Origin of the sequence: Bradyrhizobium erythrophlei, assembly GCF_900129425.1 — a bacterium.
Taxonomy (GTDB): Bacteria; Pseudomonadota; Alphaproteobacteria; order Rhizobiales; family Xanthobacteraceae; genus Bradyrhizobium; species Bradyrhizobium erythrophlei_C.
Map to the genome: position 1 here is coordinate 6,512,803 of NZ_LT670817.1, position 22,026 is coordinate 6,534,828.

Here is a 22,026-nt window from a genome sequence, read left to right on the forward strand (position 1 = left end):
GCCCCTTCCCGTTGTCGTGCTCAGTGGCAGGGATTGATCTTGAAGCCCTTGCGATATTCAGCCACTGCGACCTCACGCTCGGTCGGCGAGAGCGCCCGGAACCCGCGGAGCGGGCTGCCAAGCGTGTGTCCGCGCACGTGATCGAGTGTCCACATATCCTTGGGGTCAAAGCGCAGATGCGGCTGCGCGATGAGGGTCTTGCCGTCTGACCTGACGAATCCCAGGTCCTTGATCGCGTCGGCAACATCCCAGCCATGGTAGCAGTCCTCCCATTCACGGCGACCGCTGAAGCGGCCCATCGCCGGGGTGGGGCGACCTTCGTACTGGGCGGCAAAGCCCACCTTGTGCGTCCAGCGGCAGCCTTCCGAACAATAGGTGTACATTTTGCCGTCGACTTCGTCACAAACGAAGTCTTCGCGAATCAGGCAGGGAACCATGCAGCTCCAGCAGCGATGCGGGTACACATAGCCCACGTCGCTATTGAAGAGGATGTTGGTTTCGCCGGGAACGCTAAGTTTGGCATGCCATTTCCAGAAATCACCGAACTCGGCGTACCAGCCTGGATACTTGTGCTCGAACCACTCAAAGTCCCTTTCGGTCTGGGCTTCGATGCGCCAGAAATTGACCGACCATCCGACCGTGAAGAACTGTGCGGTCTTGTGGACGTAGTTTTTCTTGACGATACGATCCCAGGCGGCGGCGACATCGTCGTGATGAATCTTGATGCCGTATTTCTCGAGCGGCAGCATGTAGGTACGATAATAATCTTCGTAGATCCAGCGATGCCACAGTTCGGCATAGGATTCCTTGTTCTTGTCGCGGTTGGTCGTGCCGTATTCGATAAACGTCCCAATCGCGGCATCGACAATCGCGTGGTTCTGCCAGAACGCATACTTCAGATCGCGTTCGAGCAACTGATGGTTCGACGGATCGTTGATCATCGCCATCAGCATCGAATGACCATTGCCGATATGGCGGGACTCGTCCGACTGCACCGACAAGAACACCGTAGGCAGCGCGTAGTCGCCGTTGCGCGCGGCTTCCGAAGGCATCGCCACGAACAGCGTGTTCGTGAACGCGGTCTCCGCAACCACCGTCAGATAGACGTTGGCGGCGGTGATGGCGTCGCCGGTCAGGAAGCCCTCAGCAAACTGACGACCGATGGTGGTGGCATAACATCTGCCGAACGCCGCTTCGGTAATATCGAACCCGGCAGGATCGATATAGTTTTCCATGTACCACTTCTTCAGGTTCATCTGAATCGTCGAGTGCCGGAGTTCGTCGACCATCTGCATGGTAAAGCCGGTGCGCAGCTCCTCGCCTGGCGCCAGCCTGCCGACCATCGCCATCGAACGGGCTGCCGAGATTTCCGGGAACGGGATGATCGCCAGGAACAGCTTCATCCACTCGACCCAACGAGGCTCGACGTTGCGGAACATGTCGCCGCGCAAGGCCGCATCCAACGCGCCGTAAACGCGATTGTCCTTCTCTTCCTGCATCGGGAAATACGACCGCAGGACCTGCCTCATGGGGTCGCGCGGCGTCTTCGAGATTTTGTAGTCGGTGGGGAAGGTCATCGCCTCCTGGACGTAGCTTGGCGTCCAGCCGAGATCGGCGACGCGGCTTGCCGCTTCGGATATGGTGATGCCTTTCTGGGCGGTAATTTTATTCAGTGTCAGACCTGCAGTCATTTTGATCTCCCTTGAACGTTGCGTAGCTTCAGCACTTTCGCTTTAGTCGTAGGGTCTAAAACCCTTCGTCTTTCGACGCGCATTCTTGAAATTCACGACTGCGGAAAATGAACTTTGAGTCCGGCAAATATACTTTGATTTGCGAAATCACGTTTCCAATTCAGACCGATTTGACGGGACTGACCGTCTCGCCACCTCCGTTGTTTCGGTCGATGAGTGGCTTGCCCTCGGCGAGGAATTTCGCCGAAAGGACGAAGGCGCCAATTGCGAAATCCCTGCCGTGCCGAGCGATCATTGCCTCAGCGATTTCGGCTATTTGAACGAAGAAGGCGTCTTTCGACTTTTCTTCCTCGCTCAAGTCCAATTGCTGAGGCGGAACACGCTCTTGTCCAGTTTGCCCAGCATTTCTCTCCGCTTTGATCCCGATCTTGCTCATCACGCATGCCCCGAACGTCGGTGTTCGTCTGTCGAAGGACCGCTTTCAAATTCCAGCAAGGACGCATTGAGCCATTCACGCTCGGCCACCAGGCGCTGATGCTCTTCCCGAAGCGCCTGCAGACGCGCGGTCACCCTTTCCAGTTCGGCTTGCGCTTCGGTCCCGGCATCCACCCGTGCGACATCGCGCATCGCGCATTCGAGTTCGATTTCAGCGCCGCCGCGGGCACTCTCGCTCTTCAGTTGCATTTCATTGTTACGAATGATCCGTTCGATCAGCCTCTGCCGGGCAATCATCCGCTCCCTGGCGCGCTGCAATTCAGCCGCTTCCTCGGGGGTGATCTGTGGCCCGCGCCCGCTGGCGTTTGTCACTCGCATTACTCTCGTTCGATATACCGGACTGAAGCTGAGCATCTTGCGGCAAAATTCCTACGGGATCAGAACGGCGCGCCCATGGATGCGCCCATGATGCAGGTCATGAAGCGCATCGTTAGCCTGGCTGAGCTTGTATTCTTTGGTATGGAGATCGACGAGGCCGCGATCGGCGAGCGCCATCAGTTCAACGAGTTCAGCATAAGTGCCGACCAGATTGCCGACGATGGTCTTTTCCGTCGTGATCATGTCGATGGTCGGGAGTTCGATCTTGCCGCCATAACCTACGACGTAATAGTAGCCACCGTTCGCCGTCATCGAGATGCCTTTGGCAACCGCGTCACCCTCGCCGACAAAATCGATCACGGCTTCGGCGCCACGCCCACCAGTCAGTGCCAACACAGCTTCGACTTCGTTGTCGTCGGCCTTCACGACATGGTGCGCACCGCACTCCTTGGCGAGATCGAGAGACTCGTCGGCACGGTCGATCACAATGATTTCCGCCGCACAGAGCGCTGCGAGAACCTGGATGCCAATATGCCCAAGTCCGCCGGCACCAATCACCGCGACATATTCGCCAGGCAGCAGATGGCGGGATGCTTTCTTGGCGGCGCGATAGGCCGTCAGCCCGGCGTCGGTGTATGGAGCGACATCTTTCGGCGCCAGCGACTTAGGTAACTTGATGAGAGAACGCTGGCCCGTGAGGAGGTATTGCGCGTAACCACCGTTCGCGTTGATGCCGGGAAACGAGCTATCCAGCGCGTGCATGTCATCGCCGCGGCGGCACGCGAGACAATGTCCGCTGGTCACCAGCGGATGACAAATGACGCTGTCCCCGACCTTGACGCCCTCGACGCCAGGCCCGATCGCCTCGACCCAGCCCGCATTTTCGTGCCCCATGATGTACGGAAGTTTGACGTCGACCTTGCTGCGCCAAATGCCTTCGACAATATGCAGATCGGTGCGACAGACACCCGCACCGCCGATGCGGACGATCACGTCCATCGGGCGCGAAATCTTCGGGTCGGTCACATCCTCGTAGTTGACAAACTCCTTTGCCGTCAGCCTTTCATCAAAGGCATGGAGCACCGCAGCTTTCATTTATTTATCTCTCCCCTTGTGGTTGTTTGTTTTGTGGATACGGGGTCAGCGCCACCTCACCAATTGGTGAGCAAGGGCTGTGCCAAGCATATAACAAGCTGATCTTTCTGGAGTTCCCCGTATTTCGATGAACTCGTGCTGATCCGCATCGGAGCAAATTTGACGGTATTATTGTTCCGCGACGGAACATTTGAAGACAACAACGAATTAATGAGGAATTTGGATTTTCGATTATTTGATCTATGATCAGAAAAAGCGCGAGAGCGCGAAGGAACGACCTGAACTAGGCTAATATCAAGAGGAAATTGCCGAGCAGCAGTTCCGGGAGGACCGACGATGCTGCCTGCCAGTCAGCGCATCGAAAATGTGTGGATGACGCTCGAGCAGCGCGGAGCGCCGCCCACGGAACTTCTGTCGGCTGATATTTACGATAGCTGGATGCGCTGCATTTCGTTCGGCCTCGATACGCGTCGCCCGCCTTCGCCCGAATTCGTCAGCCCTGCAGTACTCCGCCAGGAGCAACAGCGCTGTTCGCTCGTCCGCGGACTCGCGCTCGCCGAGATGCACACGCTGCATCAGCAGATCGCAGGTTCCAATTTCATGATTGCGTTTGCAAACGCGGATGGCTTGCTGCTCGACATAATATCCGATCCGAGCTTTAGCGACGCTTCAAATGCAGCGAGCATCTGTCCAGGTACTGTTTGGAAGGAAAGTATTTGCGGTACCAACGGCCTCGGTACCGCGGCGTATCTCAAACGAGCGATCGTCGTGCACGGGCGCGAGCATTTTTTTTCGCGCTACAACAATCTCACCTGCGTCGCTGCGCCAATCTTCGCGCCCGATGGTGAGTTGGCCGGAATACTGGATGCTTCGTCGGATTGCATGTCCCGGCAGGCTCACACCCAGGCACTCGTCGCCATGGCGGCAACCCAGATCGAGAATGGACTGTTCCGCGAACATCATCGCGGAAATATCTTGATCGCGTTCCACAATCGCGGCGAATATTTGCACACGTTGAGCGCGGGCCTGCTGGCCGTCGATAATGAGGGCAGGATACTCGCGGCGAACAGGGCCGCTGGAATCTTGTTGCAAGGTTTGCCGACCTCGCCGGGCCGTCGCTTCACCGACGTCTTTCGTACGAAATTCAGCGCGTTTGTCGATGAAGGCCGGCGCAAGGAACGCCAGCGCCTTGAAGACGAAGTCGGAAGCCAGTTTGTCTCGACAATCGAGAACACGCGGCAGTTCCCGATGATTCAAGGAGTTTCCAGACCTCGGCCGCCACTGCCGAAGGAAGTCGCGACGCAATTCGTATCCACTGATCCGACGATTGCGGGAATCGTGCGACGGGTTGGGAGCGCGGCGGCGCGCAAAATGCCGATCCTCATCCGCGGCGAGACCGGTACCGGCAAAGAACAACTCGCCCGCCATGCCCATTCCGCCAGCGGACGGGCTGGCGCCTTCGTCCCCGTCAATTGCGCGGCGCTCCCCGATAGCCTGATCGAAGCGGAGCTGTTCGGCTATGCCGAAGGCGCTTTCACCGGGGCCAGAAAAGGCGGCGCCGTGGGACTATTCAGAGAGGCAGACGGCGGTACCCTGTTCCTCGACGAAATCGGCGACATGCCGGTGACGCTGCAAGCCGTCCTGCTGCGCTTTCTGGACGATTGGACGGTCCGTCCGGTCGGCGGCGCCAAACGCCAGGTCGATATCCTCCTCGTGTCCGCCACCAACGCCAATATCGACGAATCAATTGCAAAGGGCCGTTTCCGATCCGACCTGCTGTTTCGCCTCAACACGTTGGAGGTAACGCTACCGCCCCTGCGTGAACGCTCGGATTTCGCCGAGATTGCGCGCCATCTGATCGAGAAGATTGATGCCTCTGCGGATTTGACCGAAAGCGCAATCGATCGATTGGCCAAACTGAATTGGGACGGCAATATCCGGGAATTGCGCAACGTACTCTCAAGACTATCCCTGGCCGTGCGGGGACATCTGATCGATGAGACGGCAGTCGAATCCGTCATCGGACCTTCGTGCAGCGAGCGGCTGCCAGGCAAAGCGTCGGGCAACCGCGGGCTCAGACACGACTTGCATGAGATTCAGCGCGCGCATGTGCTGACCGCGTATGCGGAAACCGGCAACAACATCAGCAAGACCGCGCGCCGGCTGGGGGTCTCACGCAATACGATCTATCGCGCCCTTCGTGACAAGCAGAGCTGACACAATCGCCCAAAACAAGGAGGGTGTTGCGTGCAAGCGTCGCGACCTGTCCTTTGCGGAAAGGCGCTGCACGCGAGAAATCTGATCCACTGTGACGTTCAATGGGAGGGTCGCCGTGTTTGAACCAGAAAACCATCTTGAAGCCCTGATGCAGGCCGCCGGGAAGGATCCCGGTGTCGTTCCTGCATTCTATAAAGCGCTGCTTGAAACCGAGATTTATGTTCTGACTCCTGAAATGCCTATGAAGCCTGGCCGCCGCCGCTCGCTCAAATTTCAGGAAAAGATCAACATTGCCACAGTCGAATTCCAGGGCATGAAATGGCACCCAGCCTTTACGTCCAAGAAACGCATATCCGACTATTTAAACGAGCCGGAGACCTGCCTTGGCGCCGCCGCGCGTAATCTATTCGAACTGTTGCCCAACTCCAATTTCTGGCTCAATCCACTATCCGAATGCCAAAAGCCGATGCCGGCCTCCGAAATCGCTCTCCTGATGAACGGCGAGATTTTTGAAAAATTAAAAAAGACGAGATAAGAGTCGCGTGTCGCCCTGTTTAATGTTGACGGTAGCCTCGCTACTCTCACATTCCATAACCGTTCACATTATGCGAGCAAACGGTACCGCCCAGCCTGCACCGGAACTACCAAACAAGCGCCGGGCTTAGCCTTCGAGGCCGTGCGTATCGCGGATGAACCGAGCAACGCAGCGCCCCAGGCGTCAAGGCGATGATGGGACACGCTACGCGGTGCCGAGCCTGACGTGAAAGAGGTCGCCAACTGAGGTGGCCTTACTTCCGGACTATGCGGCCTTGTTCCCGCACGAGCGCGGTGTACCGGTCGATCTGGCCAGCAAGTCTTGACCAGCTAGAAGAGATATTTCTCAGAACCTCGGCTTGATCCTTGCTCTGCGTTGATTTGATGAGGCGAATACATTCTTTCGCCTGATCTCGGCAGCGTTGTGCACTGTCCATGACCTTGGCTCCCAGGGTATAAATCCTGCGAACGTATAACCCTTGGGGTACCCCCTAAATTCCAGGTTACGTAGACTTATGTAGAACGTCCGGCGGCGCCTTCATGACGCGTCCACGGTCGGATTAGGACATCCGCGAATTCAAAAAGGGGCCACCCCCAAAACCAAAAGGGACCAGTCGCTTAGGGATGCGACGGAAAGGGGCCAGTACCAAGAGACCCATAGGAACAGACCGAGAAACCAGAACTTTCGGTGAATGAGGTGAGTGATCAAGCGGAATAGGCCGGTCGGAATAGGCCGGTTTTGCTCTCGCCGAATTCCGCTTTGAAGCGCGTTACTGACTCAAGTCGGACATCGCGCTGAGTACGAAAAGTGCAATGAGCAGACGAGAGCCCGACCGGCGTTGCATCAAACCTCGCGAGGAATGACGTACAGGAGGTGAGGCAGTACGGTTTCCGGCGAGTAGAAAAATGGTCCTTCGCCGATCCTGATGGCTCCCATCCGTTTATAAAACCCTTCCGCTGATGGTTCGGCATAGATCATGATGGCCCCGGCGTTTATCTCTTTTGCGCGAGTTACAGCCACCCCGAAAAGAACTCGACCGATCCCGCGTTTCCAACGTGCTGGGTCAACATAAAGGCCGTGAAGCAGCGCAATTCCTTGAAGCGCGGTCGGCATCACCCAAACGACGCCGACGACTTCGCTTGAACCGTCTTGTGCCACTTGAACCCAATTCGCACTAATCATTGGTAGCGTTATCGTTAGCGAGGGCATCGAACGGTCGATGAACGCTTCGTCGTATCCCGCGTGCATCGTCGCACGCACAGAGAGGCGCGTTAGCTCACGCTGTTCCTCGGACTTGGCCTGTCGAACGGTATAGACGTCCATCACAACCTGCCATTTCTCAGCCGCCATCCTACTTGAATTTAGGATCGCTTAGAATTCGGCATCGGGTCATTCGCTTCACCTGCCGACAGTTGATACAGCGTATCGTCGCGGTCGATCACTTGCGAATGGTCCGCCGCCAGCAAAATATAAAATGCCGGCACCACGAACAGTGTGAATATAGTCCCGATCGCCAGCCCCGATGCGATTACTAGTCCCATGTTGAAACGCGATGCGGCGCCGGCGCCCGAGGCCGTGATCAGCGGCACCACGCCGAGCACCATGGCCGCCGTCGTCATCAGGATAGGCCGCAGCCGGATCGAGGTCGCCTCGATCACAGCTTCGCGCTTCGGTCGGCCGGCATGCTGCAACTCGTTGGCAAACTCGACGATCAGGATGCCGTGCTTGCTGATCAGCCCCATCAGGGTAACCAGCCCGACCTCGGTGTAGATGTTAAGGCTGGCACCCTTGACACCGAGCATGATGAACACCAGCGCGCCGGCGATCGACATCGGAACCGAAACCAGGATGATCAGCGGATCGCGGAAGCTTTCGAATTGGGCCGACAGCGCCAGGAAAATGATAATCAGCGCGAAACCGAATGTCGCGGCGAAACCGCTCGATTCCTGAATGAACTGGCGTGACAGGCCGCCATAGTCGACCGTATAGCCCTTCGGTAGTGTTTTATCGGCGATTTCCTTCAGCGTCGCCAGCGCTTCGCCGGTGATCACGCCAGGCGCTGCGACGCCGGAAATCGTCGCGGCGTTGACCTGCTGGAAATGGTTCAGCGATTCCGGCACGGTCGTCGTCTTCAGCGAGGCCACGGTCGACAGCGGGATCGCCGTGCCGTCCGAGGTCTTGATGTAGTAGTCGAGCACCTGATCGGCGTTGAGGCGGTAACGCTGCTCGACCTGAGGAATGACCTTGTAGGAGCGGCCGGCAAGCCCGAAATAGTTGACATAACCGCCGCCGAGCAGCGTGCCGAGCGCGCCGCCGACGTCACTCAGCTTGAGCCCAAGCTGCGCGGTCTTCGCGCGGTCGATCACTACCGAGGTTTGGGGCTGATCGATCTTCAGGTCGTTGTCGAGAAAAATGAACTTGCCGCTCTTCAATGCTTCGGCGGTGAACGTCTTGGCGACACTGTCGAGCCGGTCGAACGGATCCGTGGTCTGGATCACGAACTGGATCGGCAGACCGGATGATCCGGGCAGTGGCGGCTGCTGGAACGCCACGATCCGGGCGCCGGCAATGCCGGCCATCTCACTTTGAATGACCGGTTGCAGCTCCGCGGCGTTCTTCTCACGCTTGTCCCAGGGTTTGAGCACCCAGCCCGCGATCGAACTACCGACAATGTCGAGTTGGAATACCCCCGCGGTTTCCGGGTGCGCGGCAAACCGTCGGTAGACTTCCGCCGAATAAAGCAATTTCTGCTGTAGCGTCGCATTCGGCGCCAAGGTTGATTGCGTGAGGATGACACCCTGGTCTTCCTGGGGCGCCAGCTCGTTCTTGGAATTTGAATACAGCCAATAGATGCTGGTCAGCACCAGCGCCGCGAAAATGACGGTCACCGGAATGGTCTTCAAACTACTGGACAGCAGCCGCTGGTAGCCGTGCCGCAGCCTTTCCATCCGTGCGTCGATGAAAGCGACGATGCGGTTGTCCAATGTCGGCGCGCCCTTGTTCGGCGGCTTGAGAATGAAGGCACAGCACATCGGCGTCAGCGTCAGTGCGATCACGGCCGAGACCGTCACAGCGCCGGCGAGCGTAAAGGCAAACTCGGTGAACAGCGCACCGGTCAAGCCGCTCTGAAAACCGATCGGGACATAAACGGCGATCAGCACAATGGTCATGGCGATGATCGGACCGACAAGCTCGCGCGCAGCGATGATCGCTGCCTGCACTGGTTTTACGCCCTCTGCGATGTGGCGATTGACGTTCTCGACCACGATGATGGCGTCATCGACCACGAGCCCGATCGCCAGCACCAGTGCCAGCAACGTCAGGAGATTGATCGAGAAGCCGAGCGCTAGTAGCATGGTGAAGGTGCCGACGAGCGAGAGCGGGATGGCGATCACCGGTATCAGCACCGAGCGCCAGGAGCCGAGAAACAGGAACACCACGATGGTGACGATCGCCAGCGCTTCGGCGAGCGTGCGGATCACCTCGCTGATCGAACTGTTCACGAATTCGGTGGAATCGTAGATGATCTCGGAATTCAGCCCGTTCGGCTGCTGCGCCTTGATATCCGGATAGACGGCGCGCACACCCTTGACCACGTCAAGAAGGTTGGCGGCCGGCGCAACCTGGATGCCAATATACACCGCGCGCTTGCCGTTGAAGCTGACCGACGATTCGTAATCTTCCGAGCCGAGCGTGACGTTGGCAATGTCGGAGAGCTTGATGTTGGCGCCGTTGACCTGCTTGACGACCAGGTCGCGGAACTCCTGTAGCGACTGCAGGTTGGTCGCCGCCGTGAGCGTCACCTGGACCATCTGCCCTTTGGTATTGCCGAGGCCGGCAATGTAGTCGTTGCTGGACAGCGCCGTCGACACATCGGTCGCGGTCAGCCCGTAGGCCGCGAGCTTGATCGGATCCAACCAGGCACGCAGCGCAAAGGTCTTGTTGCCGATCAGTTCGGCGGTCTGTACGCCCGGCACCGACTGCAGTTTCGGCTGCACGACTCGGATCAGGTAGTCGGTGATCTGGTTGGGCGCGAGCACGTTGCTGTTGAAGCCGATATACATGGCGTCGATGGTCTGACCGACCTTGACCGTCAGCACTGGCTGCTGCACGCCGTTTGGCAACTGGTTGAGCACCGAGTTGACCTTGGTGCTGATCTCGGTCAGCGCCTTGCCGGAATCGTAGTTCAGCCGCAGGTTGGCGGTGATGGTGCTGGTACCAGACTGGCTGGTCGAGGTCAGGTAATCGATGCCGTTGGCCTGGGCGATGGCGTTTTCCAGCGGTGTCGTGATGAAGCCAGCGACGATCGCGGAATCGGCGCCATAATAAGTCGTGGTTACGGTGACGACGGCATTCTGCGTGCGCGGATATTGCAGGATCGGCAGCGAGGTCAGCGATTTCAGACCCAGCACCAGGATCATCAAGCTGACGACGATGGCGAGCACCGGGCGTCGTATGAAGATATCAGTAAAGGACATGGGCTCCGCTCACTGGTCGACCGGCTTGGGATTTGCATCGTTCGCGACCGGAATCGTGTTGTCGACCTTCAGGGTGGTGCCGTTGCGGAGCTTCATCTGGCCCGTCGTGATCACTGTCGCGCCTTGCTCGACGCCTGAGATGACCGCGACCTGATCGCCACGCGTCAGGCCGGTCTGGACGACGGACTGCCGCGCCACCAGCCCATCCTTGCCCGCATCGCCTTTGACGGCGAGGTAAACCGAGTTGCCGTAGGGGTTGTAGACAATGGCAGTCTGGGGAAGCGTGACGTATCGACTGGCCTTGCCGACCGCGAGATCGATCAGGACATACATGCCGGGAAGCAGTTTGCGCGCCGCATTGTCGAAGATCGCGCGCACCTCCAGATTGCGGCTGGTCTGATCGACCTTCGAGTTGATCGCCTGCACCTGCCCCTTGAACGTCTGGTTTGGGTAGGAATCGACCCGGGCGTTGACCTCCTGCCCGACCTTGACCTGATCGACCGCCTGCTGCGGCAGCGTGAAGTCGACATAAAGCCGGTCGAGGGCCTGCAACGTTACGATCGTGGTGCCGGCACTGAGATACTGCCCGACATCAACCTGGCGAACGCCGAGGCGTCCGCTGAACGGCGCCTTGAGCGTCTTCTGCTCGACCAGCGCCTGCTGCTGGGCGACCAAGGCGAGCGCATTGCGCTGATTGACGAGATCGGAATCCACCGTCGCCTGGCTCACCGCATTGATCTTCAACTGGCCTTGATCGCGCTTCAGCGTGACGCCAAAACCGTCCGCGGTGGCTTGCAGCGATTGCAGCTTGGCGACGTCGTCTTCCTTGTGCAGATCGAGCAGTACTTCGCCGGCTTCGACATCCTTGCCGGACTCGAAATGGATCTTGTCGACGATGCCGGCGAGCTGCAGCGCGAGATCGGCACCATTTACCGCGCGAAAGCTGCCGACCGCTGTCAATTTCGGCTGCCATTCCGAGGTTGTCGCCGTCGTGGTCGACACCGTCTGCGGCGGATCGGCGAGCGCTGCCAGCGCATTCCTGATCAGGCCGGCGCGGAAATTGACGAACCAAGCAAGGCCGCCGAACACCACGCCAACCATCCCGAGCATGATCATCATTCGCTTCAACATGGTGTTCTCCCCGCCCTCCGAAGGCTGCATCAGTTGATGGGCGCGTGCGGCGCCGCCGGCAGCGCTCCGGCCGGCACGAAAATCCCGGCGATCCCCGCCGGCTTGGCTTCGGACGCGGGCGTTTCATCCATCCGATTCCACCAGCCGCCGCCGAGCGACTGATAAAGCGCAACGGTGTCCGCATAGCGCGAAGCTTGCGCCTTCACCCGGTTGATTTGCGCGGTGAGCAGGGTTTGCTCGGCATTGATGACGTTCAGAAGCGTTCCCGAGCCGGCCTTGAATTGCGCCTGCGTGAGCTTGAGGCTTTCGGCGGCGGCGTTCTCCGCCTCGACCTGGGCCTTCAGCAGCGCGGCATCGAACTGAATCGCGCGCAACGAATCCGCGACATTCTGGAACGCGGTGATTACGGTGTAGCGGTACTGGGCACTGGCCTGCTCCAGCGCCGCGACTTTCGATTCCTTGGTGTGGAATAGCGACCCGGCATCGAAGATCGGTCCGGCGACGCTCGCCGCCACACTCCAGGCCGCGGCCTGCGGGCCGTACAGCGCCGAAAGCGCGAGCGCCTGGCTGCCGGCGGACGCAGACAATGTCAGGTTCGGCAGCATGTTGGCGGTGGCGACACCGACATTGGCGCTCGCCTGATGCACTTGGCTTTCCGCGGCGCGGATGTCCGGCCGCTGCCGGACCAACAATGACGGCACCGTGACCGGCAAATCGCGCGGCAATTGCAACGCGTCCAATCGGACGGACACGCCCTTGTCCTGGCTCGGCAGCCGTCCGAGATAGGCCATCAGTTGATCGCGGCCCTGCGCACGGGCTTTCCGAAGTGGCGGCAACGTTGCCAGCGTTTGTGCCAGCTGCGCCTTCTGCAATTGTACGTCGGCGTCGCTGACGGCGCCGAGCCCAAACCGCTGTTCCAGCAGCAAGACCAATTGCCGCTGCCCGTCGATCTGTTCCTGCGTCACGCGAATCTGCGCCGCGTAGGAGGCGTCGTTGATGGCGGCTGTGACGACATTCGACGTCAAGGTTAGATAGGTCGCCTCCAGCTGGAAGCGCTGATAGTCGGCGCTGGCGAGATCGGCTTCGATGCCGCGGCTCTTGCCGCCGAACAAATCCGGCGTGAACGAGACCGGCACTGAGGTGTTGTAGAGCGTGAATTGCGAGGCCGGTCCGGACGATCCGAACTGTGCAGGCGATAGCAGTTCGCGCGTTACGCTCGAGTTTCCACTCACCGACGGAAACAGAGCGCTGGTGTCAGCGGCGGCGACCTCGCGCGCCTGACGCAGCGCAGCCTGGGCCGCCGCGAGATTCGGATGGTTGGCGATCGCTTCCTTGACGAACGCATCGATTTGCTTCGAGCGCAATGTACGCCACCAGACGCCCGACACATCTTGGCCGCTCGCGAAGCGCTGCGATGATCCGCCCGAGACCGCCGCTGCGTCCGTCATACCCAGGCGGCCAGCGGTATAGCCGCCAACGTCAGGCGCCGCTGGCAGTACGAAATTCGGGCCCACCGCGCATCCGGCAGTCGATAGGCTGATTGCCAGGACGATGGCTTGCAGCATCGGCGTCCGCACCGGTATTAAAATACTTCCGGTTCGTGTTTTTGGAACTGTCCCCAGCGGCATTACGTGGTCTCGTAAAACTGAACTGTTCAGTACTGAAGAAACGTGATAAAGGAGTCAAGCAGTACTGAACCGTCTAGTTTAAATTCGTTGCGGTCGGCCTTTGCCTCAAGCCTTTGCTTCACCTCATAGTTTTTGCCACACGCCGAAAGTCACAGCTTGGCGAGGGAGGATTTAATGATGGAGACGAGCGACACTCACTTGTTTCAGCAACCGCCGGCGCCTGTGGGTCGAAAGATGGAAACTGTCACCCGCGCGGCACGAGAGCTTTTTCTCGATCAGGGGTTTTCTGCGACCAGCATGGACGCAATCGCCAAAGCGGCCGGAGTTTCGAAAGCAACGCTTTACGCCTACTTCCCGAGCAAGGAGACGCTGTTCGCGTTTCTGATCATGGCCGAGTGCGAGGGCCTGCAGCGAGACTTGCCGCTGCCCGATCTATCCGAAGGCCTTTATGCCGCGCTGCAGAAATTTGCCCGACAGTATGTCCGTGTCTTCATCGAGAGAAAGGACATCGCCTTCGTGCGGACCATCGCCAACGAAAGCAATCGGTTTCCCGATCTCGGCCGGTTGTTTTATGAAAGCGGACCTCTCGCAACGATACGACGGCTCGCCCGGTTTCTCGATGAGGCCAAGGCAAAAGATCTGCTCGAATTCGGGGATTCGATCATGGCCGCAACTCAGTTCTTGAGTCTCATTCGCGGTGAGCGTCCCCTGCGCACGGTTCTCGGAATAGGCGACGCCAACGAACAGACACTCGATCTAGAAATCAAATCCGGACTGGAGCTGTTTCTTAAGGCGTGCGGGCCGATTCAGGCGCATCGTTCCGATAAATGAGCGCTGAGCATCGCCAGCGAACCTTAGCCTGACCAGGTTCGGTGGCCTGCTTCTCGAATTCCGCACGATCCATACGGGCGAATTCCATTCACCGCTTAATCGGACACGTGTTCTGACGAAATTGAGTACCCTGATCGACTTACTCCAGACGTTCAGGGCACGGGGCGAGGCCGCTTGGACCGGTCAGCCACGGCTACGGATGGCTGCCTGCCCTTGGGCGATAACGCCCAAATAGTTTTTCCCGGGATACCAGGGCGTGTTGCCTAACGTCGCGAAGCCAGGAATGGTCTCCATGTAGCTGACCATACGCTTCCGCATCGCGGCGTCAGGCAGGCGGCCGCGCATGGCCGCCACGTTTTCCGTAAGATGATCGGGATTTGTGGTCGCGGGAAGCGCCACCGTGACCGCGGGGTTGGAGATCACCCATTTCAGGAAGAAGGCCGACCAAGTCTCGGCCCCAAACTCCTTGGCGAAGTCAGGCAGCGGACGACCCTCGACGAGCTTGTGCAGCCGCGCCTTCTCAAGCGGCATGTTGACCGCAACTGCCGTGCCACGGTCTGCCGCGGCGGGGATGATGCGCTCCTCTGCCTGCCGAGTCGCGATCGAATAGTGCACCTGGACAACATCAAGATTGCCCTTCTCGACCCATTGGGCTAGGGCCTCGAAATACGGCAATTCGTAGTGGGTCACGCCGAGGAAGCGGATGCGGCCCTCCTTCTTCCAAGCGTGCATCAACGGCACTATGATGTCGACATTGACAAGGCTGTGGCACAGCATCAGGTCGATCTTGTCGCGCCACAAACGCTCGCGGGAGAGCCGCAGGCTGTCTTCGGCTTGCCTGTCGTCGGCGAGATACTCGCCCGTAGCCCAGACCTTGTTGCTGACGAACATCTTGTCGTTAATGCCGAGCGCAGTGGCGAACTGGCCGATGTTCACTTCGGCCATTCCATAGAGGGGCGAGGTGTCGATGACCCGGCCACCGGCCGCCCAGAAACGACGGGTGACTTCGAGCAAGTGGTCGCGCCGAGCACCAGGGACCAGATCGAATGTGATGAACGTGCCGAGCCCGATCGCGGGTAGCACATCCTCGCCTTTGGGGATCTTGCGGACGATCAGGTCGTCGGTGGCGCCCCCGCTTTGCCTCGTGGTTGGAGCAGCTTGAGCAACTTTCACTGAGCCTGCAAAGACGCTTGCTCCCGTTGCCTGGATCAGGGTGCGTCGATCGATCAAGTTGGACATTTGGGCCTCGCTCATGTTTGAGAACCGGTTTCTGAGCCTGGATGCCGCCAAGCATCCAGGATGGTTACCTTCCCTCCTGCTTGGGAGGCATGCGTCCAGCGGTCAGCCCCAAGGGGCGCGCTTGGAACGAAAAGGATTGAAGTTGCTCGCGTCGACGTCGAGTGCGGCCCCAACAAGCGCGCAAGCCGATCCGAGCAGATAGACCGCCGCATAACCGAACTGGCCGGCCACGAGACCGGCGACAGGGCCGGTGAGGCCATAGGCGATGTCGAGGAATGCTACGAAAGCGCCCATGGCGCTTCCACGATTGGCCGGCAGCACACGCTTCAGCGCTTCCACGCCAAGCGCCGGAAAGATGAGCGCGCAGCCGAACCCGGTGACCAGTGCTCCCGCAAGCGCTACGCTTTCGTTCGACGCGCCCCACACCATGGCCTGACCAATCGCTTCGGTTACAAGCGACCACAACGCGACGCGGTAGCCGCCGATCTTATCCGGCAGATGGCCAAGCACGAGACGCACCCCGATGAAACCGGCGCCGAATGCCGTCATCACGAGACCGCCATGAGCCCAGCCTCCCTTCAAAAAGTAGAGCGAAGCAAAGGTCGATAGCGCCGCGATACCAACGCCTTGTAGCATCAGGCCGAGCCCCTCGCGCCATATCTGAGCAATCACCCGGTAGAACGGGAGCCGTTGTCCAGTCGGCGTGACGTAGGACCGTTCCCGGAACGCGATCGCCGCGGCGACCAAAGGCGCAACGATGCAAGCGACAATGGAAGCTTGCAGACCGTACCGCTGATAGAGCGTCATACCGATCGGTGCGCCGACGGCGAGCGCGCCGAATACGGCGATGCCGGTCCAGGACATCGACATTCCGGCGCGCTGCGGACCGACCGATGCAATCGACCACGACACGCAACCCGTGACGAACTGGCTCTCGCCGAGGCCGGTAACCAGACGCGTCAACACGACGATCGCCAGGCTAACTGCAGGCGAGAAGCCAGGCAACGAGGCCACGAGATATAGAACGCCGCCGAATGCACACACGGCCGCCCCTTGAATTGCAGAGCGTTTGCCACCGTGTCGGTCAGTCACTCGGCCCGCATAGCCGCGCGTCAGGACAGTCGCGAGGAACTGAGTGCCGACGACAAGCCCGACGATGAAGCTGTTGAACCCGAGCTCGTCGTGGAGAAACAGAGGAATGACCGGCAGCGGTAGGCCCACGCAGAGATAGCCGCAGAACAGCGCTGCGATGATGCCAGGCGCCGGATACGAGAGGTGAATTGGCGCTCCTTGCGAAGGATCCGCGCCATCAGAGATGAGAGCCGACATGACAGTTTCCGTCCGTTACAGTTGGGAAAAGACAGGTATGTCGCCCGGAGTCCGGACGGCGTTTTCCGATCAGGCCGCGGCCGTCGCCGCAGCCGGTGCGCCGAAGAGATCCGGCCGATAACCGCTCATCTCGAGCAGATGGTCACGCGACGCGATCGCGTTCGCCGTCAGCTTCGCAAGATCGACGTCGACCAACCTGCCCGCACGCTTGCGGATTGCGCCGGCCACCATAACCGTGTCAACGTCCGAGCGAGCCGCCGCCTGCACGATGGTGCCGATGGCATTCGTGACCGGGAAGGCGCCGACGCCGTCGGTGCGGACCATGATGATATCGGCCTGCTTGGCCGGCGTCAGCGAACCGATCGCAGTTTGGAGGCCGGCCGCGCGTGCGCCGTTGACGGTCGCGGCTTCGAGCACAGCCTTCACCGAGATCGGCGCCGGCACATCCTTCTCGCCCCGAAACTTGCGATAGCGCATCGCGGAACGCTGCTGTCCGAACAGGGCGTGCATCTCTCCGAACATGTCACTGCCGAATGCCGTATCAAGGTCGATGCCGATCGCCGGCGCCAGGCCATGGTCGATGGCCTGCTGATAGGCGAAGCGATCGTCGTCGAAGCCGAACAGCGCGTCGGAACGGGGATTGACGGTCACGTTGACGCCGGCATCGGCGAACAGCCGCCAGTTCTCGTCCGGCATGCGCGTGCAGTGATTGAAGATGTTGTGCGTCCCAAGCACGCCCTTCTCGGCGAACTCCGGCCCAAGCTTGGCGAGATCGCCGATGAACTCGGTCAGGATCCGCATATCCAGGCTTCGAGCGACTTTCCACCAATCGAGCTTGAGCTGGCCGAACAAACCGACTCTCACCAGACCATCATCATGATTCCAATTGAGGGCGAGACGCTCGATGTCCTTCGGAAGATGAGCGGCAGACGCCATCTTGTCCGTGGCCGCGCCGACCATGTGCAGCGCCCGGATTCCCGTCATATCGAGCGCATCGAGCGCCGCATCGGTATGCTCGGGGCTGCGCGAATTGTGACAGGCATCGATGATGGTGGTGACGCCGGCGTCGAGCGAAGCTACTGCCGTGAGTTTCGTGCTGACATACATGTCGATAGGGCGATAATGAACGCCCAGCGTCTCCGCGACGAGGTCGAAATAGGCGAAGAGATCGTCGACATCCGGCATCAGGCGGCGCATCACGCCGAGCCATGCATGGTGATGGGCGTCGATTAAGCCTGGCATGACAATGCAATCGGTCGCATCGACGATCGCGGCCCCGTCAGCCTGGATGTCCGTGCCGACCGCAGCGATGCGCTCGCCTTCTACCAGCACATCTCCCTGAGGAAGATTCGGGGTCTGCTTATCCATGGTGACGACGATGCCGCCCTTGAAAAGCGTGCGCTGTTCGCTCTGCATGTTCATAGTCTATGTCCTTCATCGTGCAGCGACGGATCTCGCGCCGAGGCTTATGGCACCGGTCGTAACTTGATTTAAGTGCAGTTTTGTCATATAATTCCTGATCCATAGTCAGGAATAGTAAATGCTTGACGGGCGGATATTCTCGGGTGTGAGCGTGCTGGCCGCGGTGGTCGAGGGCGGCAGCTTCGTCAAAGCCGCCGGTCTGCTCGGACTGACCGACTCCGGGGTCAGCCGCGCGATCAAGCGCCTGGAGACTCGGCTTGGCGTCAGACTGTTAGACCGCACCACGCGTTCGGTTGCACTGACGGATGAAGGACGGCGATTCTACGGAGAGGTGAAATCCCATCTCGATGCGATCGAGGATGCGGCTGCGATCGCTTCCGGCGCGACCTCGGCCGTCCGTGGCCGCCTCAGGGTCAATATCGATCCTTTCTTTCTGCCCCAGGTCCTGGCGGGTCGGCTCGGCGTATTCTGCGAGCGCCATCCCGAACTCGCGATCGAGTTCGTGACCAGCCTACAGGTCGGCGATCTGGTTTCGGAGGGCATCGATCTCGCGATCCGCTTCGGTCAGTCAGGCCGATCGAGCCTGGTCTCACGCAAACTGATGGAGGCGCCGATCCTGACGGTCGCATCGCCGCGTTATGTGAAACGGTATGGCAGGCCAAAGCATCCTCTGGAAATAACGAACCACCGCTGCCTGCTGTTCATCGATCCCCATACCGGCCGGCCCTACGATTGGGCCTTCATGCGCGGCGACGAGACGATCGAAGTACCGGTTAGCGGTCCGCTCACCTTCACCGATCCGAAGTCGATGCTGGAGGAGTGCCTTGCCGGCACCGGCATCGCCCAGGTCATCGGCTGGGGCTTTGGCCAACTGCTGGAACGCGGAAAGCTGGTCGACCTCTTCCCGAACTGGCATGGCGAGCGCTTCCCGCTCTTCGCCTTCCATCCGTCGCGCGCACACCCGCCAGCGAAGGTTCGTGCCTTCATCGATTTCTGCATCGAGGCCGCCAGAGAAATCTGACTTCGCTGGCCGTACACCCAATCTGGGCGCGTTCTTGAGCGAATATTAGATCCGGGCGTATCGGTGGTGGAGTCCGCCTAAGATCGGGCGACAAAGAATGTGCCCGGCGCGATCGACGGCGCGTGAGATCGGTGCATCTTTCTCTACGGATAGATGCGTGCGGGTCCCATTGTAATATTTCATGTACGAGAGCAGTAGGTGACGGAGGTGGCGTTCGCTGTATACAATGACGTGGTCAACGCATTCCCGTCGGATCGAACCGATCAGCCTTTGGTCAAGGCCTTCAACACGCTGCCAGCCGCCGTGTTGGCCGCAGATCCCGTCAAGGACGGTGGACATCGCGTCGTCTTTTTGTCGGGTAACGACGCAGAGGCAAACACGCAGGTGGCCGACCTCGTGGGTAAGCTTGGCTTCTCGGCTATAAACCTCGGCAGCCTCACCCAAGGCCGACTTGCACAGTTCGGCGGTCCGCTCATGGTCCATAACTTGATCAAGCATGCATGAGCCCCCGCTAGGACGCCGGTATTCTGGCTTAGGAGGCGGCGCCACTGGCGACCCGTCCGCCTCCGGAGACTCGATACCCGGCGGCCATCGCGCCGAATTTCGTAGGCTGACGATCGCTGATGTACGATCCGGTAATTAGTCTAGAAGCCGCCACGGCGCTCGATCTCAAGCTACCACCGATATTGGTCCCCCGACGATGAGGTGGCCCATCCCGTCAACCTCCGCCCTCCCTGGCACGATGCTAACGTCGACGCTTTAAGCAGACTCAGCACGCATCCAAGTTTCGTCGAACGGCCGCTTTGCGCCAACAGCGGCCGTTCGTCCATCGAGTGTTTATGGAACGCTCCTTTAGACTGACTGATAAGGTTTTTGTATTTTTCTTATCAGTCGCGAACTGACTTCATCTTCGGCAAAATCTTATAGATTCAGGTGACCGAACGCTCAAAATGGGCGGTCTTCAAGGGCATTCGCCACTGCAGAAGGCTATATGGCGGATCCGAATCGCGATGATGCTCGAACACGCCTTCAACCTCCGTTCCGATCACAACTGCCTGCATTGGGTCGCCCAACAGATTGCCCACCATGCGCACGCCATCGGCATGCGGCAACTCGACAAGCACGGCGATGTAGGGTCCGTGATTCCTGAGCGACGTGTGGGAGGGATGCCAGACGCGCTCCCAACTGAAGATGCGGCCCCGCGGTTCGACCTCAGTCCATTTGGGATCGAAGGCGTGACAGCGGTGACACAGCCATTCCGGTCCGAATTGCCACGTCTGACAGTGGTTGCAGCGCTGTACGAGTAGCCGGTTGTGGCGCAACCCCGTCCAATAAGGAGCCGACAAGCCATCCGGCTCGGCCACTGGAATTGGCAGGCCCAAAGGAAAATAAGACGGGTTTGTGGTGTTGCTCATAGCGTTGCATCCGAGCCGAGAAGAAGATTGCTGACAGGCGTGACCATCGGACCACCGATCACCAGAGCCACATCATTCCGCGGCGCCTGGTTGGTCGACGTGCCCCGCACCTGACGCACGGCTTCGAGCACCAACTCAAAACCATGCATGTAGCATTCGGCAAGATTGCCTCCGCTGGTGTTGAGCGGGAGACGCCCGGAAGGCGCGAGCAGATTTTCCAGGGTGAGAAAATCATTGGCCTCTTCCGGCTTGAAGAAGCCATGCTCGGCCAACGCCATCACCACGCCGCCAGTAAAATTCTCATAGCATTGGACCACCCCGACATCGGAGGGGCCGAGGCCGGCCATGCGGTAGAGGTCCGGCGCGACCGTATCGAAGCTCGCGCTCCCGTAGAGTGGCGAATTGTGCGGTATGGCTCCCGTGCGATATCCGGATCCGAAGGCCGCGCCGAGCACGTAAACCGGCTTTTGGCGGAACTCCTTTGCGCGCTCCTCGGAAACCAGCACGAGGGCTGCGGCACCGTCGTTTTCCATGCAGCAATCGTACAAATGAAAGGGCTCGGCGATCCAGCGCGACGCATCATATTTTGCCGCATCCAGCGGCTTGCCATACATCACGGCGCGAGGGTTCACTTGCGCATGGTGATAGGATGCAAGGGCGATCGCACGCATGGCTTCCTGCCGGACGCCGTGCTCGTGCATGAAGCGCCGCACCCGCATCGCGAAGCGCTGCGGCGGCGCGAGGACGCCGTAAGGCATCAGATAAGCCTTTTCCCCCGAGATGGTATCGATCCCAGTCGTCTGCCCGAAACGGCCGTATTGTCCCTGATTAAGCGAGCGGAACACGACCACGCAGTCCGCGAGACCCGCGACGATGGAAGCGGCCGCATTGGCAACGGCGGCGCAGCAGCCACCGCCTCCTCCGCCCCACTGCATTGTGGCGGCACGGAGCCTGTGTGTGCCCAGGGCGGCAGCCAACCGGGAGGCCTCGCTCCGGTCATCGCTGTAGGATGCGAATCCGTCAATTTCGCGCGGATCAAGCCCAGCATCCTGGCAAGCCGACAGGATAGCCTTCAGCGCAAGTTTGAATTCGGGATCAGGTGAAGCACCGTGGCGGTAATACTCGGTCTCGCCAATTCCAACGACAGCCACGCGCCCCCTCAGCGTGCGACTTGTCCTCGT

The 22,026-nt window shown here is 59.6% G+C and carries 18 protein-coding genes; 5 read left to right on the top strand and 13 right to left on the bottom strand.

Annotated elements, in window-relative coordinates:
- Positions 1 to 20 precede the first annotated feature (20 nt).
- From B5527_RS31120 to B5527_RS31135, 4 genes are all read right to left on the bottom strand, one after another.
- Complete coding sequence (locus B5527_RS31120) at positions 21 to 1,691, bottom strand: aromatic/alkene/methane monooxygenase hydroxylase/oxygenase subunit alpha (protein WP_079604919.1); 1,671 nt, start codon at positions 1,689 to 1,691, stop codon at positions 21 to 23.
- Positions 1,692 to 1,851: 160 nt separating this feature from the next.
- Positions 1,852 to 2,127 (bottom strand): hypothetical protein, encoded by a 276-nt coding sequence (locus B5527_RS31125; protein ID WP_245332337.1) that lies wholly within the window; start codon positions 2,125 to 2,127, stop codon positions 1,852 to 1,854.
- The gene (locus tag B5527_RS31130) at positions 2,127 to 2,444 is read right to left on the bottom strand and encodes a hypothetical protein (protein ID WP_245332338.1); all 318 of its coding nucleotides are present in this window, start codon (positions 2,442 to 2,444) and stop codon (positions 2,127 to 2,129) included. The genes B5527_RS31125 and B5527_RS31130 overlap by 1 nt, the downstream gene beginning before the upstream one ends.
- Before the next feature lie 111 nt (positions 2,445 to 2,555).
- Positions 2,556 to 3,599: an NAD(P)-dependent alcohol dehydrogenase gene (locus B5527_RS31135; protein WP_079604921.1), complete on the bottom strand. Its 1,044-nt coding sequence runs from the start codon at positions 3,597 to 3,599 to the stop codon at positions 2,556 to 2,558.
- 336 nt (positions 3,600 to 3,935) lie between these two features.
- Here B5527_RS31135 and B5527_RS31140 point away from each other — a divergent pair, with 336 nt between their 5' ends.
- Both B5527_RS31140 and B5527_RS31145 read left to right on the top strand, forming a co-directional pair.
- Positions 3,936 to 5,816, top strand: coding sequence for a sigma-54-dependent Fis family transcriptional regulator (locus B5527_RS31140; protein ID WP_079604922.1), 1,881 nt, complete (start codon positions 3,936 to 3,938; stop codon positions 5,814 to 5,816).
- A 115-nt stretch (positions 5,817 to 5,931) separates the two neighbouring features.
- Entirely contained in the window at positions 5,932 to 6,351 is a 420-nt protein-coding gene (locus B5527_RS31145; protein WP_079607643.1) for an SseB family protein, read from the top strand.
- A gap of 843 nt (positions 6,352 to 7,194) precedes the next feature.
- Here the strand turns inward: B5527_RS31145 and B5527_RS31150 are convergent.
- From B5527_RS31150 to B5527_RS31165, 4 genes are read right to left on the bottom strand one after another with little or no spacing between them, the layout of a single operon-like run.
- Positions 7,195 to 7,674: a GNAT family N-acetyltransferase gene (locus tag B5527_RS31150; protein WP_172842723.1), complete on the bottom strand. Its 480-nt coding sequence runs from the start codon at positions 7,672 to 7,674 to the stop codon at positions 7,195 to 7,197.
- A 38-nt stretch (positions 7,675 to 7,712) separates the two neighbouring features.
- A complete protein-coding gene (locus tag B5527_RS31155; protein ID WP_079604924.1) occupies positions 7,713 to 10,829 on the bottom strand; it encodes an efflux RND transporter permease subunit in 3,117 nt (1,038 codons plus the stop codon).
- A 9-nt stretch (positions 10,830 to 10,838) separates the two neighbouring features.
- The gene (locus B5527_RS31160; protein WP_079607644.1) at positions 10,839 to 11,960 is read right to left on the bottom strand and encodes an efflux RND transporter periplasmic adaptor subunit; all 1,122 of its coding nucleotides are present in this window, start codon (positions 11,958 to 11,960) and stop codon (positions 10,839 to 10,841) included.
- 29 nt (positions 11,961 to 11,989) lie between these two features.
- Positions 11,990 to 13,525 carry an efflux transporter outer membrane subunit gene (locus tag B5527_RS31165; protein WP_245332339.1) on the bottom strand — a complete coding sequence of 512 codons (1,536 nt, stop codon included), beginning with the start codon at positions 13,523 to 13,525 and terminating at the stop codon, positions 11,990 to 11,992.
- A 297-nt stretch (positions 13,526 to 13,822) separates the two neighbouring features.
- On the opposite strand from B5527_RS31165, the gene B5527_RS31170 reads away from it, so the two are divergent.
- Entirely contained in the window at positions 13,823 to 14,419 is a 597-nt protein-coding gene (locus B5527_RS31170; protein ID WP_245332340.1) for a TetR/AcrR family transcriptional regulator, read from the top strand.
- A gap of 183 nt (positions 14,420 to 14,602) precedes the next feature.
- On the opposite strand, the gene B5527_RS31175 is transcribed toward B5527_RS31170, so the two are convergent.
- The 3 genes from B5527_RS31175 to B5527_RS31185 form a co-directional block, all read right to left on the bottom strand.
- Entirely contained in the window at positions 14,603 to 15,658 is a 1,056-nt protein-coding gene (locus B5527_RS31175; RefSeq protein ID WP_245332341.1) for an aldo/keto reductase, read from the bottom strand.
- A gap of 102 nt (positions 15,659 to 15,760) precedes the next feature.
- Positions 15,761 to 16,987 (bottom strand): arabinose transporter, encoded by a 1,227-nt coding sequence (locus B5527_RS31180; RefSeq protein ID WP_079604927.1) that lies wholly within the window; start codon positions 16,985 to 16,987, stop codon positions 15,761 to 15,763.
- 69 nt (positions 16,988 to 17,056) lie between these two features.
- Positions 17,057 to 18,409 carry an amidohydrolase family protein gene (locus B5527_RS31185; RefSeq protein WP_079604928.1) on the bottom strand — a complete coding sequence of 451 codons (1,353 nt, stop codon included), beginning with the start codon at positions 18,407 to 18,409 and terminating at the stop codon, positions 17,057 to 17,059.
- A gap of 118 nt (positions 18,410 to 18,527) precedes the next feature.
- Between B5527_RS31185 and B5527_RS31190 the strand changes: the two genes are divergently transcribed.
- Positions 18,528 to 19,430, top strand: coding sequence for a LysR family transcriptional regulator (locus B5527_RS31190; protein ID WP_079604929.1), 903 nt, complete (start codon positions 18,528 to 18,530; stop codon positions 19,428 to 19,430).
- Positions 19,431 to 19,628: 198 nt separating this feature from the next.
- Positions 19,629 to 19,934, top strand: coding sequence for a hypothetical protein (locus B5527_RS44735; RefSeq protein ID WP_154072624.1), 306 nt, complete (start codon positions 19,629 to 19,631; stop codon positions 19,932 to 19,934).
- Positions 19,935 to 20,359: 425 nt separating this feature from the next.
- Here the strand turns inward: B5527_RS44735 and B5527_RS31200 are convergent, their stop codons facing one another.
- Positions 20,360 to 20,845: a Zn-ribbon domain-containing OB-fold protein gene (locus B5527_RS31200; protein WP_079604930.1), complete on the bottom strand. Its 486-nt coding sequence runs from the start codon at positions 20,843 to 20,845 to the stop codon at positions 20,360 to 20,362.
- Positions 20,842 to 21,996 carry a thiolase C-terminal domain-containing protein gene (locus B5527_RS31205; RefSeq protein WP_245332342.1) on the bottom strand — a complete coding sequence of 385 codons (1,155 nt, stop codon included), beginning with the start codon at positions 21,994 to 21,996 and terminating at the stop codon, positions 20,842 to 20,844. Before B5527_RS31205 ends, B5527_RS31200 begins: the two co-directional genes overlap by 4 nt.
- Between the last annotated feature and the right edge of the window lie 30 nt (positions 21,997 to 22,026).

Bases quoted from the DNA above. Each gene is read 5' to 3' on its own strand.
- B5527_RS31120 (WP_079604919.1), bottom strand. From the start codon at position 1,691: ATGACTGCAGGTCTGACACTGAATAAAATTACCGCCCAGAAAGGCATC.
- B5527_RS31125 (WP_245332337.1), bottom strand. From the start codon at position 2,127: ATGAGCAAGATCGGGATCAAAGCGGAGAGAAATGCTGGGCAAACTGGA.
- B5527_RS31135 (WP_079604921.1), bottom strand. From the start codon at position 3,599: ATGAAAGCTGCGGTGCTCCATGCCTTTGATGAAAGGCTGACGGCAAAG.
- B5527_RS31140 (WP_079604922.1), top strand. From the start codon at position 3,936: ATGCTGCCTGCCAGTCAGCGCATCGAAAATGTGTGGATGACGCTCGAG.
- B5527_RS31150 (WP_172842723.1), bottom strand. From the start codon at position 7,674: ATGGACGTCTATACCGTTCGACAGGCCAAGTCCGAGGAACAGCGTGAG.
- B5527_RS31155 (WP_079604924.1), bottom strand. From the start codon at position 10,829: ATGTCCTTTACTGATATCTTCATACGACGCCCGGTGCTCGCCATCGTC.
- B5527_RS31160 (WP_079607644.1), bottom strand. From the start codon at position 11,960: ATGTTGAAGCGAATGATGATCATGCTCGGGATGGTTGGCGTGGTGTTC.
- B5527_RS31165 (WP_245332339.1), bottom strand. From the start codon at position 13,525: ATGCTGCAAGCCATCGTCCTGGCAATCAGCCTATCGACTGCCGGATGC.
- B5527_RS31170 (WP_245332340.1), top strand. From the start codon at position 13,823: ATGGAAACTGTCACCCGCGCGGCACGAGAGCTTTTTCTCGATCAGGGG.
- B5527_RS31175 (WP_245332341.1), bottom strand. From the start codon at position 15,658: ATGTCCAACTTGATCGATCGACGCACCCTGATCCAGGCAACGGGAGCA.
- B5527_RS31180 (WP_079604927.1), bottom strand. From the start codon at position 16,987: ATGTCGGCTCTCATCTCTGATGGCGCGGATCCTTCGCAAGGAGCGCCA.
- B5527_RS31185 (WP_079604928.1), bottom strand. From the start codon at position 18,409: ATGAACATGCAGAGCGAACAGCGCACGCTTTTCAAGGGCGGCATCGTC.
- B5527_RS31190 (WP_079604929.1), top strand. From the start codon at position 18,528: ATGCTTGACGGGCGGATATTCTCGGGTGTGAGCGTGCTGGCCGCGGTG.
- B5527_RS31200 (WP_079604930.1), bottom strand. From the start codon at position 20,845: ATGAGCAACACCACAAACCCGTCTTATTTTCCTTTGGGCCTGCCAATT.